14 protein-coding genes, 1 pseudogene and 1 riboswitch are annotated in these 18,118 nt (G+C 68.5%); of the genes and pseudogenes, 2 read left to right on the top strand and 13 right to left on the bottom strand.

From position 1 onward, the window contains the following. Window positions 1-75 precede the first annotated feature (75 nt). Entirely contained in the window at window positions 76-1,296 is a 1,221-nt protein-coding gene (serB, locus tag IG194_RS16020) for a phosphoserine phosphatase SerB (RefSeq protein WP_009613510.1), read from the bottom strand. A gap of 188 nt (window positions 1,297-1,484) precedes the next feature. On the opposite strand from serB, the gene IG194_RS16015 reads away from it, so the two are divergent. After that, complete coding sequence (locus IG194_RS16015) at window positions 1,485-3,059, top strand: AhpA/YtjB family protein (RefSeq protein WP_043268564.1); 1,575 nt, start codon at window positions 1,485-1,487, stop codon at window positions 3,057-3,059. Between the two features lie 168 nt (window positions 3,060-3,227). On the opposite strand, the pseudogene IG194_RS16010 reads toward IG194_RS16015, so the two are convergent. The 10 genes and pseudogenes from IG194_RS16010 to IG194_RS15965 all read right to left on the bottom strand — a co-directional run. Next, window positions 3,228-3,608 (bottom strand): annotated as a pseudogene (locus IG194_RS16010) (glycosyltransferase); the annotation flags it as partial. A gap of 174 nt (window positions 3,609-3,782) precedes the next feature. Beyond that, window positions 3,783-4,496 carry a membrane integrity-associated transporter subunit PqiC gene (locus IG194_RS16005; protein WP_009613516.1) on the bottom strand — a complete coding sequence of 238 codons (714 nt, stop codon included), beginning with the start codon at window positions 4,494-4,496 and terminating at the stop codon, window positions 3,783-3,785. A 155-nt stretch (window positions 4,497-4,651) separates the two neighbouring features. Further along, window positions 4,652-6,916, bottom strand: coding sequence for a DNA topoisomerase IV subunit A (gene parC, locus IG194_RS16000; protein ID WP_009613518.1), 2,265 nt, complete (start codon window positions 6,914-6,916; stop codon window positions 4,652-4,654). Between the two features lie 7 nt (window positions 6,917-6,923). After that, window positions 6,924-7,448, bottom strand: coding sequence for a TIGR02281 family clan AA aspartic protease (locus tag IG194_RS15995; protein ID WP_058070702.1), 525 nt, complete (start codon window positions 7,446-7,448; stop codon window positions 6,924-6,926). Continuing rightward, window positions 7,445-8,455: an esterase-like activity of phytase family protein gene (locus IG194_RS15990; RefSeq protein ID WP_058488190.1), complete on the bottom strand. Its 1,011-nt coding sequence runs from the start codon at window positions 8,453-8,455 to the stop codon at window positions 7,445-7,447. Before IG194_RS15990 ends, IG194_RS15995 begins: the two co-directional genes overlap by 4 nt. Then, a complete protein-coding gene (parE, locus tag IG194_RS15985) occupies window positions 8,455-10,353 on the bottom strand; it encodes a DNA topoisomerase IV subunit B (RefSeq protein ID WP_043316906.1) in 1,899 nt (632 codons plus the stop codon). The genes IG194_RS15990 and parE overlap by 1 nt, the downstream gene beginning before the upstream one ends. Before the next feature lie 11 nt (window positions 10,354-10,364). Continuing rightward, window positions 10,365-10,970 (bottom strand): YqiA/YcfP family alpha/beta fold hydrolase, encoded by a 606-nt coding sequence (locus IG194_RS15980; protein WP_058488189.1) that lies wholly within the window; start codon window positions 10,968-10,970, stop codon window positions 10,365-10,367. Between the two features lie 48 nt (window positions 10,971-11,018). Beyond that, a complete protein-coding gene (cpdA, locus tag IG194_RS15975; protein ID WP_058488188.1) occupies window positions 11,019-11,831 on the bottom strand; it encodes a 3',5'-cyclic-AMP phosphodiesterase in 813 nt (270 codons plus the stop codon). Between the two features lie 156 nt (window positions 11,832-11,987). After that, window positions 11,988-12,446 (bottom strand): DUF1249 domain-containing protein, encoded by a 459-nt coding sequence (locus tag IG194_RS15970; protein WP_009613530.1) that lies wholly within the window; start codon window positions 12,444-12,446, stop codon window positions 11,988-11,990. Further along, the gene (locus IG194_RS15965) at window positions 12,437-13,054 is read right to left on the bottom strand and encodes an NUDIX domain-containing protein (protein WP_009613531.1); all 618 of its coding nucleotides are present in this window, start codon (window positions 13,052-13,054) and stop codon (window positions 12,437-12,439) included. Before IG194_RS15965 ends, IG194_RS15970 begins: the two co-directional genes overlap by 10 nt. A gap of 193 nt (window positions 13,055-13,247) precedes the next feature. On the opposite strand from IG194_RS15965, the gene IG194_RS15960 reads away from it, so the two are divergent. After that, the gene (locus IG194_RS15960; RefSeq protein WP_058488187.1) at window positions 13,248-14,003 is read left to right on the top strand and encodes an RsiV family protein; all 756 of its coding nucleotides are present in this window, start codon (window positions 13,248-13,250) and stop codon (window positions 14,001-14,003) included. A 512-nt stretch (window positions 14,004-14,515) separates the two neighbouring features. Here the strand turns inward: IG194_RS15960 and cytX are convergent. Next, the gene (cytX, locus tag IG194_RS15955) at window positions 14,516-15,793 is read right to left on the bottom strand and encodes a putative hydroxymethylpyrimidine transporter CytX (RefSeq protein WP_043316912.1); all 1,278 of its coding nucleotides are present in this window, start codon (window positions 15,791-15,793) and stop codon (window positions 14,516-14,518) included. 129 nt (window positions 15,794-15,922) lie between these two features. Beyond that, window positions 15,923-17,803, bottom strand: coding sequence for a phosphomethylpyrimidine synthase ThiC (thiC, locus tag IG194_RS15950; RefSeq protein WP_058488186.1), 1,881 nt, complete (start codon window positions 17,801-17,803; stop codon window positions 15,923-15,925). Between the two features lie 112 nt (window positions 17,804-17,915). Further along, a riboswitch (TPP riboswitch) is annotated at window positions 17,916-18,023 on the bottom strand. Window positions 18,024-18,118 lie beyond the last annotated feature (95 nt).

The following is an 18,118-nucleotide window of genomic DNA, read 5'->3' as shown; positions in this document are numbered from 1 at the left end:
GCCATGGGCACGGCATTTCCCGTAGGAGCGGATTCATCCGCGATCCGGCCGGCAGGCCGGTATTCCCACAGCGTCTCAGCGTCCGTCCACGCCCTCGCGGTCGCGGAAGCCCAGCAGGTAGAGGATGCCGTCCAGGCCCAGGGTGGAGATGGCCTGCTTGGCCGACTGCTTGACCAGCGGCTTGGCGCGGAAGGCCACGCCCAGGCCGGCCAGGCCGAGCATCGGCAGGTCGTTGGCGCCGTCGCCCACGGCGATGGTCTGCTCCAGTTGCAAGCCTTCCTTCGCCGCCAGTTCGCGCAGCAGGTCGGCCTTGCGCTGGGCGTCGACGATCGGCTCGATGGCCACGCCGGTGACCTTGCCGTCGACGATCTCCAGCTCGTTGGCGAAGACGTAGTCGATGCCCAGCTTCGCCTGCAGCTGTCGGGCGAAATAGGTGAAGCCGCCGGAGAGGATGGCGGTCTTGTAGCCCAGGCGCTTGAGCTCGGCGAACAGCGTCTCGGCGCCCTCGGTCAGGCGCAGCGAGGCGCCGATTTCCTCGAGCACGTCCTCGGACAGGCCCTTGAGCAGCGCCAGGCGCTCCTTGAAGCTGGCGCGGAAGTCCAGCTCGCCGCGCATCGCCCGCTCGGTGATTTCCGAAACCTGCTCGCCGACGCCGGCGGCCTTGGCCAGCTCGTCGATGACCTCGGCCTCGATCAGCGTCGAGTCCATGTCGAACACCGCCAGGCGGCGGTTGCGGCGGTACAGCGAGTCGCGCTGGAAGGCGATGTCGACGTTCAGCTCCTGGGCCACGCTGAGGAACTCGGCGCGCAGGGCCACCGGGTCGGCCGGCTCGCCGCGCACGGAGAACTCGATGCAGCCCTTGCCGCGCTCGGCCGGCATGTCCAGCGGCATGCGCCCGGACAGGCGGTCGATGTGGTCGATGTTCAGCCCGTACTTGGCGGTGATCGAGCTGACCCGCTGCAACTGCTCGGCGGTCACCCGGCGCGTCAGCAGGGTGACGATCTGGCGCGGCTTGCCCTGGCCGCCGACCCATTGCTGGTAGTCCGCCTCGGAAACGGGGGTGAAGCGCACCTGCTGGTCGAGCTCGTAGGCGGTGAAGAGCACGTCCTTGAGGACCGCGGAGGCCCGCTCGGTGTCGGGAATCTCCACCAGGATGCCGAAGGACAGGGTGTCGTGGATCACCGCCTGGCCGATGTCGAGGATGTTCACCCCGCCCTGGGCCAGCACGCCGGTGATGGCGGCGGTGAGACCGGGGCGGTCTTCCCCGGTGATGTTGATCAGGACGATTTCGCGCAAGGCGCAGTCTCCGCCATGGAAAAAGCGCACATTCTAGCGCCTTTCTCGGCCGCCGCCTCGCCCGCCGGCGGCACAACCGCCGATCGGATCGTCCGTGCCGTCCGGATCACGGACGGACCGGCGCTTTGCCCGCTTCCGGGGCGCCGTTATACTGCCGGGACTGTCCTTCATAGAAGACCGAGCCCGCTGTGACCCGGCCCACGTCCGTCAAGCCCGATAATTTCTTCCTGTTGCTGTACCACGCCCTGCGCCAGCGCCGGGTGCCCATCGCCCTGCGCATCGCCATCCACAGCCTGGTGCTGGTGGCGGCGGCGCTGCTGATCTACGCCTGGGTGATGGGCATGCAGTTCAAGCAGGCCATGCACCAGCAGGCCGACGCCGTGGGCCAGAGCCTGACCACCCAGACCGCGGCCTCGGCCACCGAGCTGCTGGTGTCCAACGACATCCTCAGCCTCAACGTGCTGCTGGGCAACCTGACCAAGAACCCGCTGGTGGCCCACGCCGCCATCTACAGCGCCGACGGCCGCACCCTGGCCGAGGCCGGCTCGCGGCCCAAGCAGGGCCTGCTGGGCGACAGCGAGGGCGTCTACTCGACGCAGATCACCTTCCAGGAGGTCATGGCCGGCCAGCTGCGCATCAGCCTGGACATGGAACAGTTCCAGCAGCCGATGATGGTCAGCCTGCAGAGCATGGGCCTGATCAGCCTGATCCTGCTGCTGCTCACCCTGACCCTCAGCCTGCGCCTGGGCCGCCACATCTCCACCCCGCTGCTGCAGCTGCGCGTGTGGCTGCGCGACCCGGACGACCCCGCCCCCGGCGCCGGCCTGCAGAACGAGATCGGCGACCTGGCCCGCCAGCTCCAGGCACGCCTGGTGCCGGAGAAGCCGCCGGCCCCCGAGCCCGCTCCCGCGCCGCGCAAGCCCGCGCCCAAGGCAGCCGCGCCGACCCTGGCGAAAGCCGCGGAGAAGCCGGCCAGGCCCGTCGCCGACGACATCGCCAGCGAGCCGGACGACGAACGCGAACCCCGCCTCGACCTGCCGCGCGACGAGCACGAGTTCGACGAGAACATCTTCGCCGAGGACGAGCTGCACGACGAAACGCCCATGGCCACTGAAGCGTTCGCCGAGGACTTCTCCGAAGAGGCCGCCGAAATCGCCGAAGAGCCCGAGGAAGAACCCGAGCCACAGCTGCCCAACCCCTGCGCCGTGCTGGCCGTGCAACTGGGCAACCAGGAACAGCTGCGGCGCCTGCCGCGCAGCCGCCTGGTGGACCTGCTGGAGCGCTACCGCGACTGCCTGGAGCAGGCCGCACGGCTGTACAAGGGCCAGCTGTTCACCCTCAGCGACGGCGGCAGCCTGATCCTCTTCCACGCCCGCGACGACGACGACTACCTCACCCACGCCCTGTGCTGTGGCGAGCTGATGCGCGCCCTCGGCCACGCCCTGCAGATCGAAGTGGTGGACAGCGGCATTACCCTGCAACTGCAACTGGGCCTGACCCAGGGCGACGAGCTGGCGGAACTGGCCCAGGCCGAGCTGCTGCAGGAAGGCGCCGTGCAGAACGCCCTGAACCTCAGCCAGCACAGCCGCAACCTGCTGCTGATCGAACGCGCCATCGCCGAGGACGAGCAGGTGCGCCAGCGCGCCCGCGTCCGCGCCATCGCCAACCCGGCCGAGGCCAGTTGCGTGGAATGGCTGAAGGAACCCTACCCGTCGATGCTGGAACGCCAGCTCACCCGCATGCGCGCCCTGCGCACTTCCTGACCGCGCTGCCGGCCGCCCATCGGGCGGCCGGCCTCCTTCTGCGACCTGCTATCGAGCAGCTTCAGGGTAGGTACAGCAGCACATGGGGCTCGCGGTCGAAGTCGGCGGCCACCAGCGGCTTCAGGCCGGCCAAGGTCAGCGCCGAGACCATCTGATCCAGCAAGACCTGACGAAGGTCGCGGTGAGCAGCAACAGCGCCACGGCGAGCAGCGCCCAACGCGGCGAGATCGGCTCCAACAGGCGGTACACCAGGGCCACCAGCGCCGCCGCGGCCAGCGCCGAGGGCAGCCAGGCGGCCAGGCTGTCGACGCGGCCGAACGGCAGCGACAGCAGGTAGATGAGCAGCGTCGAGGTGCTCGGGTAGTCCGGGTAGGGTTCGCCATAGGTGCTGGGAAACAGGCTCGGCCCGTGGCGCAGCATTTCCTGGGCGAACAGCACGAAACGCGAGTCGAAGCCGATGATCGCCCGCCCCTTGGCCTGGGCGCAGAACAGCAGCAGGGCGAGCGCGCCCAGCAGCCAGGCGCGGACGGCCGGGCCCAGGCTGGCCAGCCTGGAGGACGACGGGGAGAGGGAGGCTGGCAAGGGCTTACCCCCGCCGGGCGCCGATCGAAGGGATTCCGATCAACGGTGCCGGCAGAACCGCTGCCTTGTTAGCACCGTCGCGGTCAAGAAATCGTCAACGAAAACGGCCCGCGGAGGAGAATGCTCGCGGGCCACGGCCGATCAGAAGCGGAAGACTTCGACATTGTTGTGGATGGGCACCACCAGCGGCATCTTCGGCCCTTCTTCCTTGGGCTTGGCGGCCTGCTCGGTGTTCGCCGCCGGCTTGCGCGGAGCGGCCGGCTGCTCGGCGGCCACCGCCACCGGGCGCACGTCCTGGGCCAGTTGCCCGGCGAGGCGGCGCAGCAGTTCGCTCTGCGCACGAACCTGGTCCTGCAGGCTGCCGTCGTGCTTTTCCTCTTCGTGGAACACGCGGCTGTCGCGCAGCGTGCCCTTCTGGTCGAGCAAGCGCCAGCGCGCATCCAGCACCGCCGGCTCCTTCGGGCCGGAATCCAGGCGGGTGATGGTCAGCATCACCTGCACCTGCGGGGTGAACCCCGGCTGCTCCGGGAACAGCGCCAGGCGGGTGGTGTCCAGGCTACTGGACAGCTGGCGCACCAGCAGTTGGCTGACGTTGGTTTCCAGGCTGCCGGCCCAGCGCGCCTCGGTGGACAGGTTGAGGATGCCATCGGCCTGGCGCTGGACCATGGACTCACGTTGCAGGTAGTCGGCCAGCTGCACCGGACCGAGCAGTACGGCGATACCGTTGTCGCGGGTCGGCAGCGGGGTCGCACCGGCATCCAGTTGGTACAGTTGCGTCGGCCGATTCACCGTACAGCCCGCCAGCCCGAGGAGGCCGACGAGGGAAAGACATGCGAGGACGCGCAGGGCGCTCATCGTGCAATCACCGTTAATTCGCCGAAGATCGGCGTCACTTGCTACAAAAAACCACAAACCAAAACGACAATGGAGCCATGGCGCCAGCGTCAAAGGGACCTATCATCCCTTAACCGGCGCCATAGCTCCAGAGGCAGAGTGTATCGCAGAGCGTTTCAGTCCTGAGACAGTGACTCGACCAGCAGCGCATCGACCCTCTGGAAGCCACGCGGCAGCTTGTTGCCGCGCCGTCCGCGCTCGCCCTTGTAATGCTCCAGGTCGTCGCCGCGCAGCGACAGGGTGCGCTTGCCGGCCTGCAACACCAGGGTCGCCCCCGGCGGCAGAACTGCCAGGTCGGTCAGGTATTCCTCGCGACTGGCCACGCGCTCGCCCGGCACGCTGATGATCTTGTTGCCCTTGCCCTTGGCCAGCTGCGGCAGGTCGGAGACCTTGAACAGCAGCAGGCGGCCCTCGGTGGTCACCGCCGCCAGCCAGTCCTGCTCGACGTCGGCCACCGGCCGCGGGGCCATGACCTGGGCGCCGTTGGGCAGGCTGAGCAGGGCCTTGCCGGCCTTGTTCTTGGCCTGCATGTCCTCGCCCTTGACCACGAAGCCGTAGCCGGCGTCCGAAGCCAGCACGTACAGGGCGTTGTCCTCGGGCAGCAGCACGCGCTCGAAGCTGGCGCCCGGCGGCGGCGTCAGGCGGCCGGTCAGCGGCTCGCCCTGGCCGCGCGCCGACGGCAGGCTGTGGGCCGCCAGCGAGTAGCTGCGCCCGGTGGAGTCGATGAACACCGCGTACTGGTTCGAGCGCCCCGGCGCTGCGGCCTTGAAGGTGTCGCCGGCCTTGTACGAGAGCCCTTCGGCGTCGATGTCGTGGCCCTTGGCGCAACGCACCCAGCCCTTGTCGGAGAGCACCACGGTGACCGGCTCGGTGGGCATCAGCTCGGTTTCCGAGAGGGCCTTGGCCTCGGCGCGCTCGACGATCGGCGAGCGGCGGTCGTCGCCATAGGTCTCGGCGTCGGCGATCAGCTCGTCGCGCACCAGCTTGCGCAGCTTGGCGTTGGAACCGAGGATCGCCAGCAGCTTGGCGCGCTCCTTGGCCAGCTCGTCCTGCTCGCCGCGGATCTTCATCTCTTCCAGGCGCGCCAGCTGGCGCAGGCGGGTGTCGAGGATGTAGTCGGCCTGCACGTCGGTGAGGGCGAAGCGCTCCATCAGCACCGGCTTGGGCTGGTCCTCGGTGCGGATGATGTGGATCACCTCGTCGAGGTTGAGGAAGGCGATCAGCAGGCCTTCCAACAGGTGCAGGCGCTTCTCCACCTTGTCCAGGCGGAACTGCAGGCGGCGGCGCACGGTGTCGGTGCGGTAGGTCAGCCATTCGCTGAGCAGCTGGCGCAGGTCCTTGACCTGCGGCTTGCCGTCCAGGCCGATGACGTTGAGGTTCACCCGGTACGAGCTTTCCAGGTCGGTGGTGGCGAACAGGTGGGTCATCAGCTCGTCGGCGTCCACGCGGTTGGAGCGCGGGATGATGACGATGCGGGTGGGATGCTCGTGGTCCGACTCGTCGCGCAGGTCGGCGACCATCGGCAGCTTCTTGGCCTGCATCTGCGCGGCGATCTGCTCCAGCACCTTGGCCCCGGAGACCTGGTGCGGCAGCGCGGTGACCACGATGTCGCCGTCCTCGACGCGGTACACGGCGCGCATGCGCACCGAGCCGCGACCGGTCTCGTAGATCTTCTGCAGGTCGGCGCGCGGGGTGATGATTTCTGCCTCGGTGGGGAAGTCCGGGCCCTGCACGTGTTCGAGCAGCTCGCCGACGCCGGCGTCCGGCTGGTCGAGCAGGCGCACGCAGGCCGCGGCCACTTCGCGCAGGTTGTGCGGCGGCACGTCGGTGGCCATGCCCACGGCGATGCCGGTGGTGCCGTTGAGCAGCAGGTTGGGCAGGCGCGCCGGCAGCACTGCCGGCTCCTGCATGGTGCCGTCGAAGTTCGGCACCCAGTCGGCAGTGCCCTGGCCCAGCTCGGAGAGCAGGGTTTCGGCGTAGCGCGACAGGCGCGCCTCGGTGTAGCGCATGGCGGCGAAGGACTTGGGATCGTCCGGCGCACCCCAGTTGCCCTGGCCGTCCACCAGCGGGTAGCGGTAGGAGAACGGCTGGGCCATCAGCACCATGGCTTCGTAGCAGGCCGAGTCGCCGTGGGGGTGGTACTTGCCGAGCACGTCGCCGACGGTGCGCGCCGACTTCTTGTGCTTGGAGTCGGCGTCCAGGCCCAGTTCGCTCATGGCGTAGACGATGCGCCGCTGCACGGGCTTCAGGCCGTCGCCGATGTGCGGCAGGGCGCGGTCCATGATCACGTACATGGAGTAGTTCAGGTAGGCCTGTTCGGTGAACTCGGCGAGGGAGCGACGCTCCACGCCTTCCAGGCTCAGATCGAGGGTTTCGCTCATGCGTGCCTCACGGGGAAGTGTTCTGGCGCAGCACCAGGGTGCCGTCGCGCTGGGAGAATTCGAGTTGTCTGAGGGCGCTCATGCCGAGCAGCACCTCGTTGCCGCCCATGCCCGGGGCGATGATCGCCGGCACGTCCTTCAAGAGGATGTCGCCCAGCTCCAGGCGCTGCAGGCGCGTGCGCCAGCCCCGGGTGCGGCCGTTGGCGGTGTCCAGGTCGATGGGCGCGCCACGCTGCAGTTGCAGGCGCAGGGCCAGGGCTTCCGGCACGGCCACGGCGCTGGCGCCGGTGTCCAGCAGGAAGGTCGCCGGGGTACCGTCGATCAGGCCGTCGAACACGTAGTGGCCCTGGCGGTTGCCCAGCAGGCGCAGCTCCACGTAGCCGTCGCCGTGCAGCGACTGCGGCTGGACGTTGGGGTTGTGCTGGCGCTTTTCCCACAGGCCGAAGAAGTGCGTGGCCAGGCCGATGCCGGCCAGCCAGGCGAGCAGCATCATGGCCTTGCCGAGGCGGCGTCCGGGTTGCGCGTCGTTCATTTGCCACCCAGCCAGCCCTCCGCCGGGGCGGCGAAGCGCAGCACGTAGGGGCGCGCATCGCCATCGGCGCGGGCCACGTCGCCGTTGTCCAGGCCGATCCAGGCGCCCTTGTCGTCGATCACCAGGGCCTCGGCCACGCCGTAGGGCAAGGCGTAGCGGCGCTGCGGGGCCAGGGCGCCGTCGGCGAACGACCAGCAGCGCTCGGCGGCGCCGCTGTCGGCGTTGCGCCGGCAGACCTGGTGCACCAGGCGCTCCAGGGTGAACAGCTTGCCCTGGTACAGCGCCAGGTCGGAGAAGTCCAGGGCCAGCGGCTTGTCGCTTTCCAGTTGCGGCGGCGGCAGCGCCGTCCCGGCCTCGCTGAGCAGCACGCAGGCGCCGTCGCATTTCCAGCTGCCGTTGTCGTTGCGCAGGCGCAGCAGGCCGCGGCGCTGGCGCTCGGCAGCGAGCCACAGGCGCTTGCCGTCGGCGTCGATGGCCAGGCCTTCGTAGTAGGCGTTGTTGACCATCAGCAGGCCGCTGGCGCGCGCCTGGCGCAGCAGCGTCGGCGGCAGCTCCAGCCATTGCGCGGCGCCGGCCTCCGGCACCCGCAGCACGCCGGCATAGGCCTCGCTGACCAGGTAGCGGTTGCCCTTGCCGTCGCAGCTGAGGCCTTCGAAGTCCATGGCCCCGCCGCGCACCAGGCCGTACAGCCAGGTGCGCGCGCGGGCGCCCCAGGACAGGCCGCTGTCGGGCAGCCCGGGCGCGCTGAAGGTCTCGGCGCGGGCCTGCCAGACGCTGCCCGGGGTTTCGTCCGGGCGCAGGCCGTAGAGGCGGTCGTCGTCGCGGTCGGACACCGTCCACAGCTCGCCGCCGCACAGCGCCAGCCCCGACAGGTTGCCCGCGGGCATGCCTTCCACGGCGTGCTCGGAGAGGAACTGCAGGGCCGGCCCCTGCCCTACCGCGGGTGCGTCCGCCAGGGCCTGGGCGCAGCCGAGCACGGCCGCCAGGGCGGCCAGCGCGCGGCGCATCAGGCCAGGACCTCGGCCAGGTTGCCCTTGGTCTCCAGCCAGGACTTGCGGTCGCCGGCGCGTTTCTTGGCCAGCAGCATGTCCATGATCTCGACGGTGCCCTCGGCGTCTTCCAGGGTCAGCTGCACCAGACGCCGGGTGTTCGGGTCCATGGTGGTTTCGCGCAGCTGCGGCGGGTTCATCTCGCCCAGGCCCTTGAAGCGGGTGACCTGCGGCTTGCCGCGGCGCTTCTCGGCCAGCAGGCGGTCGAGGATGCCGTCGCGCTCGGCGTCGTCCAGGGCGTAGAAGACTTCCTTGCCCAGGTCGATGCGGTACAGCGGCGGCATGGCCACGTAGACGTGCCCGGCTTCCACCAGCGGGCGGAAGTGGCGGACGAACAGGGCGCACAGCAGGGTGGCGATGTGCAGGCCGTCGGAGTCGGCGTCGGCGAGGATGCAGATCTTGCCGTAGCGCAGCTGGCTCAGGTCGGCGGCGCCCGGGTCGACGCCGATGGCCACGGCGATGTCGTGCACTTCCTGGCTGGCCAGGACTTCGCCACCATCCACTTCCCAGGTGTTCAGGATCTTCCCGCGCAGCGGCATGATCGCCTGGAATTCCTTGTCCCGCGCCTGCTTGGCCGAGCCGCCGGCGGAGTCGCCTTCCACCAGGAACAGTTCGGCGCGCATCGGGTCCTGGCCGGCGCAGTCGGCCAGCTTGCCGGGCAACGCCGGGCCCTGGGTGATCTTCTTGCGCTCGACCTTCTTGCCCGCCTTCAGGCGACGGCCGGCGTTGCTGATGGCCAGCTCCGCCAGTTGCAGGCCCAGCTCGGGGTTGGCGTTGAGCCAGAGGCTGAAGGCGTCCTTCACGACGCCGGAGACGAAGGCCGCCGCCTCGCGAGACGACAGGCGCTCCTTGGTCTGCCCGGAGAACTGCGGCTCCTGCAGCTTCATCGAGAGGACGAAGGCGATGCGTTCCCAGACGTCTTCCGGGGCCAGCTTGACGCCGCGCGGCAGCAGGTTGCGGAACTCGCAGAACTCGCGCATGGCATCCAGCAGACCCTGGCGCAGGCCGTTGACGTGGGTGCCGCCCTGGGCCGTGGGGATCAGGTTGACGTAGCTTTCCTGCAGCGACTCGCCACCCTCGGGCAGCCACAGCAGGGCCCAGTCCACCGCCTCCTTGCTGCCGGCCAGGGTGCCGCAGAAGGGTTCTTCCGGCAGGCGCGGCAGCTCGGACACCGAGTCGGCCAGGTAGGAACGCAGGCCGTCCTCGTAGTGCCATTCGACGCGCTCGCCGCTGCTCTTGTCCTCGAAAGTGACCAGCAGCCCCGGGCAGAGCACGGCCTTGGCCTTGAGCACGTGCTTGAGGCGGCTGACGGAGAACTTCGGCGAATCGAAATACTTCGGGTCGGGCCAGAAGCGCACGGTGGTGCCGGTGTTGCGCCGGCCGACGCTGCCGATGACTTCCAGATCGCTGGCCTTGAAGCCGTCGGCGAAGGTCATGCGGTATTCGTTGGCATCACGCTTGACGCGCACTTCCACCTGGGTGGAAAGCGCGTTCACCACCGAGATGCCCACGCCGTGCAGGCCGCCGGAGAACTGGTAGTTCTTGTTGGAGAACTTGCCGCCGGCGTGCAGCTTGGTGAGGATCAGCTCGACCCCCGGCACGCCCTCTTCGGGGTGGATGTCCACCGGCATGCCGCGGCCGTCGTCGATCACTTCCAGCGAGTTGTCCTCGTGGAGGATCACCTGCACGCTCCTGGCGTGGCCGGCCAGGGCCTCGTCCACGGAGTTGTCGATGACTTCCTGGGCCAGGTGGTTGGGCCGCGTGGTGTCGGTGTACATGCCCGGGCGCTTGCGCACCGGATCGAGGCCGGAGAGGACTTCGATGGCTTCTGCGGTATAGGCGTTCTGCTGGGCCATGGGGTCCCTTTTCAAAGAGTTGTGAAATCGAGGTCGCGCCACAGGCCCGCCGGCACCCCGGCGAAGGCCAGCAGCGCCGGCAGCCAGCGGGCGAAGCCCTGGAAGCCGTGGTCGCCGCCGGCCTCGATGCGCAAGGCGCAGGCCCGGTAGAAGACCGCGGCGACCTTGTAGTCGAGGGTTTCATCGCCGGTCTGCAGCCACACCTGGTAGCGCGCCGCATCGACCGGCGGCGGCACTTCGAGTTCCGCCAGAGCGTCGACGTGGTCCTGGGTCAGCACCCATTCCTCGCCGCTGTAATGGTTCTTCTGCGGCCCCAGGTAGCCGTCGAAACGGCCGTGGGGCAGCACCGCCGGGTTGATCAGCACGGCCTTGAGGCCGTGCCGCTCGGCGAGATGGGTCGCATAGTAGCCGCCCAGGGAACTGCCGACCAGCAAGGGCCGGTCGAGTTCGCCGATGGCCGCCTGCAGCTGGGCCATGGCCTGCCGCGGGTGGTGGTGCAGTTCGGGCACCCGCAGGTGCGCCTGCAAGCCCAGGCGCTCCATGACGGCCGCGAGCTGGCGCGCCTTCTGCGAGGCGGGGGAGCTGTTGAAGCCGTGGATATAGAGGATATCGGTCATGGTGCGGGAGGCTACAAGCAGCGAGCCGCTGCCTGCAAGCCGCACGCGTCAGTAGCCCTGGACGCTGTAGTCCACCTGGAAATCGATGCCGGTGACCCGCGACACGCCGGTCTGCACGCCGCCATCGGGCAGCAGGCGCAGCCAGCGGTAGCCCGGCGCCAGGGTGTCCACGCCGAAGTCCTCGCTGCCCGGGGCGAACTGCACGCAGGTGGAAGGGGACGCCAACAGGCGCACGTCGCCGCGCAGGCGGTCGATTTCCTGGTGCACGTGGCCCCAGAGCAGGCAGCGCACGTGCCGGTGGCGGTCGAGCACGGCGAACAGGTCGTCCGGGTTGCGGATGCCGATGCGGTCCATCCACTGGCTGCCGATGCTCACCGGGTGGTGGTGGAAGGCCACCAGCACGTGGCGATCGCGCGCGTCGTGCAGGGCTTCGTCCAGCAGCGCCAATTGCTCGGCGGACACCTGCCCGGGCACCGCGCCGGGGATGGTGGAGTCGAGCAGGACGATGCGCCAGGCGCCCAGGTCGAGCACCGGGTCGAGGAGGTCGCTGCCGGCGCAGACTTCGCGCATGGGCGCCAGCTCGTCGTGGTTGCCGGGGAACCAGCGGGCCGGTGCCTGAATGCTGGAACAGATATCCAGGAAACGTCTGTACGACTCTGGGGAACCGTCCTGCGAGATATCACCCGTCGCCAGGACCAGGTCGATCCGCGGCTGCTCCTCGAGGACGCGCTTCACCACCTGTTGCAGGCTGTCCGCGGTATCCATGCCGAGAAGCCGGCCATCGTGCTCGGCGAACAGATGGCTGTCAGTGAGCTGTACCAGCAGCACCGGCTCATTTGAGGAAAATTCTTTCGCAGGCAATGCGCCTTCTCCTGTCAGGCGAGGCGTCGTCGTTGAAGGAAGTATGGTGACAGCCCCGGTGCCGGGCAAACCGGGAAAGAGTCACAGTTCACAGTATGCTCACCGTCGGCCGGACGAACGACATCCTATCATGGCGCAACGCCATCACCCGCGCTTTCAGCGTTGCAGGACCGGTTCCAGCTCGTGGCCGCAGGCCAGGCAGTGGCTCAGCCATTCGCCGAGGAAGAGGTTGAGCTGGCTCTTCTCGTCCGGCTGGTGCATGGCCTGGTTCGGGTAAGGGTAGATGGCCAGCAGGCGGCGCGCCTGCTCGGCGCCGACCACTTCGGCCATGCGCGCGTCATGGTAGACGCGCACTTCCAGGCGCGGCGCGGGCAGCCAGGGTAGGCCCAGCTCCTGGCGCACCTGCAGGGTGGTGGTGTAGGGGCAGGCCTCGATCACTTCCAGGGCCAGCACGCCGAGCAGGCGTTCACCCTCGCTCAGCGCCACGCGGCGCTGCGACTGTACTTCGCGCATGTCCGGCAGCAGCCGCATCAGGCGCAGGTAGTTGGCCTCGCAGGTGGCTTGCAGCCCGGCCAGGTCGACACGGTAGCGTTCACGCAGCAGGTTCACACCCATAGGCCACGAACCTCGGCGCGGTTCAGCGCCAGCCATTGCAGGGCGAGCATGCTCGCGGCGTTGTTGACGCGCCCGTCGCGCACGGCCTGCAGGGCATCCTCGAGGGCCAGCACATGGACGCGGATGTCCTCGCCCTCCTCCTCCAGGCCATGGATGCCCGAGGCCAGGCTGCTGTCGCAACGGCCGACGAACAGGTGCACCAGTTCGTTGCTGCCGCCGGGCGACGGCAGGTACTGGCTGATCGGCCAGAGCGCGCCGAGGTTCAGGCCGGCTTCTTCCACGGCTTCGCGGCGGGCGACCTCTTCAGGTTCTTCGTCCTTGTCGATCAGCCCGGCGACCAGCTCCAGCAGCCAGGGGTTGACCCCGGCCTCCAGGGCGCCGACGCGGAACTGCTCGATCAGTACCACTTCGTCACGCTGCGGGTCGTAGGGCAGCACGCAGACGGCATCGTGGCGGACGAACAGCTCGCGGCTGATCAGCGGCCCCATGTCGCCGGCGAACTGGCGATGACGCAGGTGCAGACGCTCGATGCGATAGAAGCCGCGGAAGCACTCCTCGCGTCGAGTGATCTCCACATCGTCCGGACCCGCCTTGAAGATATCCGCCATCCCACACACTCATCGATCGGTTGAACTTCGCGCCATCCTATCGCGACGCCGTGCCCCGCGCAGCCTCTTTCCGCCACCGCCCGGCGGGGAGCCGCGCGACACTGCTACACTCGGCGGCGCGGCGAACCCGGCGCGGCTGCGCTGGTCCAAGCCGCGCGGCCGACCGCCGCCGGACACGCAAAGAAGGACACCCATGCATTTTCTGAAAACCCTTGCCGCCGCCGGCCTGCTGCTGGCGCTCGGCGGCTGCCAGAGCCTCTTCGGCCCCGGCCTGGGCGACCCGCTGAGCGCCCGCCACACCGCCTTCGAACACCTGCAGCCGGGCTGCCAGGGCGAGCAGTGCCCGCTGTTCAACCTGGATACCCTGAGCTTCGACGCAGAGCCCGCGCTGAATGCGGCCATCGAGGCGCAGTTGCTCGACCTCACCCGCAACACCCCGGACGACCCGCGCCCGGCCAGCCTCGCCGGCTACGAGCGGGATTTCCTGGCCAGCGCCAAGCCGGGCTGGAGCAGCTACCTGCAGGCGAAGATACGCGAGCAGCATGACGGCCTGGTGATCGTCGAACTGTCCAGCTACGTCTTCACCGGCGGCGAGTACGGCCAGCCGGGGCGCGCCTTCATCAACTACGACCGCCGCCTGCACAAGGTGCTGACGCTGCAGGATGTGCTGCTGCCCGGCCAGGAGCAGGCCTTCTGGGACAACGCGCGCCTGGCCCACCAGGCCTGGGTAGTGCAGAACAAGCTGGTGGAGCAGGACGCGAACTTCCTCAGGGACTGGCCGTTCCGCAAGACCCCGCACTTCGCCCTGACCTTCGGCGCGCTGACGCTGAAGTACGACATCGACAGCATCGCCCCGCACTCGGTCGGGCACCCGGAGCTGAAGATTCCGTATCCGCGGCTCAATGGCATCGTCAAGCCGTACTACTTCCCGGGGCGTGGAGCGCAGTAGGGCATCGCACGATTCCCATGTAGGAGCGCGCCCTGCGCGCGATTCGCGGGCAGGGCCCGCTCCTACGGATCACCGTGAGGCATGGCGCTGCCCGTAGGAGCAACTGTCTTGCCGGCCGCGCCGAGACGCGCCTCAACGGATGGGTTGAGCCTTGGCGAAACCCATGCGGTTGCGGTGATGGGTATCGCTTCGCTCAACACCATCCTACGAAAGCCATGCTCGCTCATGCGGTAGGAGCGGACCTTGTCCGCGAACGGTGTTCACCGGCGACAGCGGTGCATCGGACTGACTCCGTTCCCTCTCCCAACCCTCTCCCGCAAGCGGGAGAGGGGGCTGTCCGGCATGGACGGGAAGTTCGGCATCGACCTGTAGGAACAACTGTCTTACAGGCTGCACCGAAGTGCTCTTCGTAGGATGGGTTGAGCTTGCGAAACCCATGCTGCCATGGTGATGGGTATCGCTTCGCTCAACCCATCCTACGCTTGAGTTTCTCCCGCACTCCGCCAGGCCGCTCAGCCCTTCGCGCCGATACGCCCCAGCGCAAGCTGCAGCACACCGGCCACCAGCAGCGCCGGCAGGGTGGCGCCCAGGTCCGGGGCGTAGTTGGCCAGCAGGTGATAGGTGACCACGCCGCCGGCCCAGGCCAGCAGCGAGCCCCAGCGCAGGCCGGGGCGGACTTCGGCGGCGGCGCGGCGGCGCAGCAGGAAGTGGTCGACCAGCACCACGCCGAACAGCGGGGCGAACACCGAGCCGATCAGCAGCAGGAAGTTCTGGTACTGCTCAAGCGGCGCGAACCAGGCGATCAGGGTGCAGAGCACGCCGATGATCAGCGCCAGGTGCTCGACCTTCAGCGGCACCAGGATGCCGCTGGAAACCGCCGCCGAGTGGATGTCGGCGAAGGCCTTTTCCGACTCGTCGAGCAGGATCAGCAGCAGCGGGATGCCCATGCCGGCGCCGGCCAGGGCCAGCAGCAGGGCGTTGGCGTCGCTGCCCTGGGCGAATGCCAGGGTGTAGGCCACGCCCAGGCCCATCAGCCAGAAGCAGCCGATGAAGAAGCCCAGCGCGGCGCCGCCGAACACCTGCCCGGCGTGCTTGCCGAAGCGCGAGTAGTCGGCGATCAGCGGCAACCAGGACAACGGCATGGCGATGGCGATGTCGAAGCCCACCGCCAGCGGCAGCGAGCCGTCGCCGCCGCGGGCCCAGATGGCCGCCAGGTCCGCGCGGTGCAGCAGGTCCCAGGTCAGCCAGATGCAGGCCGCCAGCAGCAGCCAGATGCCCCACTTGCGCAGCACGCGGCGGACGAAGGCCAGCGGCCCGCTGACCGCCAGCAGGGTGGCCAGGGCGCCGAACACCAGGGTCCACAGCGCCGGGCTGGTCCAGGCGCTGCCCTCGCCGAAGGCGCGCGCGGCCAGCAGGCTGGCGGCGTCGCGCATGACGATCACCTCGAAGGCGCCCCAACCCACCAGTTGCAGCAGGTTGAGCACGGCCGGCAGCGCCGCGCCGTGGCCGCCGAGGCTGAGCTTGAGCGAGGCCATGGCGGCCAGCCCGGTGTCGCTGCCGATCACCCCGGCGGCGGCCAGCAGCAGCACCCCGACCAGGGTGCCGAGGAAGATCGCCAGCAGCGAGCCGGCCAGGCCCAGACCGGGCGCCAGCAGCGCGCCGGTCTGCAGCACCATCAGGCCAATGCCGAGGGAGAACCACAGGGAGAACAGGTCGCGCAAGCCGAGCACGCGCTGGGCGGCGCCGACGGCGATGGCCGGTGAATAGTTGGTTGCAGTGGTGGTGGTCACGATGTGCGCAAGGCTCTGGGGTTATTGGGATGTGTCTTCTTTTCGTAGGAGCGAGCTTGCTCGCGAACCGGCCCCGAGCCCGGGCTGTTCGCGAGCAAGCTCGCTCCTACAGGTGCCGCGGTGTAGCGATCAGACCTGTTTGTAGATCACCGAGCCTTCGTCCTTGAAGCGCGCGGCCTGTTCCTGGAAGCCGGCCTCGATGGCCTTCTGCTCGTCGGTCAGGCCGTTCTCCTTGGCGTAGTCGCGGACTTCCTGGGTGATCTTCATCGAGCAGAACTTCGGCCCGCACATGGAGCAGAAGTGCGCCACCTTGGCCGAGTCCTTCGGCAGCGTCTCGTCGTGGAAGGCGCGCGCGGTGTCCGGGTCCAGGCCGAGGTTGAACTGGTCTTCCCAGCGGAACTCGAAGCGCGCCTTGGACAGCGCGTTGTCGCGGATCTGCGCGCCCGGATGACCTTTTGCGAGATCGGCAGCATGCGCGGCGATCTTGTAGGTGATGATGCCGGTCTTCACGTCATCCTTGTTCGGCAGGCCCAGGTGCTCCTTGGGCGTCACGTAGCAGAGCATGGCGCAGCCGAACCAGCCGATCATCGCCGCGCCGATGCCCGAGGTGATGTGGTCGTAGCCCGGGGCGATGTCGGTGGTCAGCGGGCCGAGGGTGTAGAACGGCGCCTCGTCGCAGCATTCCAGCTGCTTGTCCATGTTCTCCTTGATCAGTTGCATGGGCACGTGGCCGGGGCCTTCGATCATCACCTGCACGTCGTGCTTCCAGGCGATCTTGGTCAGCTCGCCGAGGGTTTCCAACTCGCCGAACTGGGCGGCGTCGTTGGCGTCGGCCACCGAGCCCGGGCGCAGGCCGTCGCCCAGCGAGAAGCTGACGTCGTAGGCCTTCATGATTTCGCAGATGTCTTCGAAATGCGTATAGAGGAAGTTCTCCTGATGGTGCGCCAGGCACCACTTGGCCATGATCGAGCCGCCGCGGGAGACGATGCCGGTGACGCGCTTGGCGGTCAGCGGCACGTAGCGCAGCAGCACGCCGGCGTGGATGGTGAAGTAGTCCACGCCCTGCTCGGCCTGTTCGATCAGGGTGTCGCGGAAGATTTCCCAGTTCAGGTCCTCGGCGATGCCGCCGACCTTCTCCAGCGCCTGGTAGATGGGCACCGTGCCGATCGGCACCGGGCTGTTGCGCAGGATCCACTCGCGGGTCTCGTGGATGTGCTTGCCGGTGGACAGGTCCATCACCGTGTCGGCGCCCCAGCGGATGCCCCAGGTGAGCTTCTCCACCTCTTCCTCGATGGACGAGCCCAGGGCGCTGTTGCCGATGTTGCCGTTGATCTTCACCAGGAAGTTGCGGCCGATGATCATCGGCTCCAGTTCCGTGTGGTTGATGTTCGCCGGGATGATGGCGCGGCCGCGGGCGATCTCCTCGCGGACGAACTCGGCGGTGATCTCCTGCGGGATGCTGGCGCCGAAGCTCTGCCCCGGGTGCTGGTCCTTGAGCAGGCCGGCGGCGCGGGCTTCCTGCAGCTTCATGTTCTCGCGGATGGCGATGTATTCCATCTCCGGGGTGATGATGCCCTGGCGCGCGTAGTGCATCTGCGTGACGTTCTTCCCGGCCTTGGCCCGGCGCGGGGTGCGCACGTGGGCGAAGCGCAGGGCGTCGAGGCTGGCGTCGGCCAGGCGGGCCTGGCCGAAGTCGGAGGTCAGGCCGGGGAGGATTTCCGTGTCGCCGCGCTCGTCGATCCAGCGCGAGCGCACATCGGGCAGGCCCTTGCGCAGGTCGATGCGCACTTCGGGGTCGGTGTAGGGGCCGGAGGTGTCGTAGACGAACACCGGGGCGTTCTTCTCGCCGCCGAAGGCGGTGGGGGTATCGGCCAGGGAAATTTCCCGCACCGGCACGCGGATGTCCGGGCGCGAGCCGGTCAGGTAGACCTTGCGCGAGTTGGGGAAGGGCTGCGCCGACTGGCGATCGAGCTGTTCAAGGCGGGTTACGTTGTTCTTCTGGGTGCTCATCCTGGCTCTCCTGGGTTGATTGTCGGGAGAACCTGGGTGACGCGGGAGCCGCAAGGCACTGCGGAGAAAGGACGCGTCCGGGGAGGGCTGGGGCCGGCCGGAAAGGCACTGGGGACGCGGACTTCTTGTTCCCTACGCGGGTGCTAACCCGATCAGGTTCAACGGGATCCGGAACTATCCGATCTCAGCCCCTCGCAATGGGGCACCCCGACAAGAACGTCCGCAGTCTAAACAAGAGTTCGGCGCTTGGCCAATGCCGCCGGGCCGAAAGTATCGGATGCGACTTCGCGGTCACGCCCCGGCAACTACAATGCT

Origin of the sequence: Pseudomonas sp. ADPe (assembly GCF_014843515.1) — a bacterium.
Taxonomy (GTDB): Bacteria; Pseudomonadota; Gammaproteobacteria; order Pseudomonadales; family Pseudomonadaceae; genus Pseudomonas; species Pseudomonas citronellolis.
The sequence above is the reverse complement of the archived record's forward strand: the minus strand, read 5'-3'. Positions and strand labels throughout refer to the sequence as shown.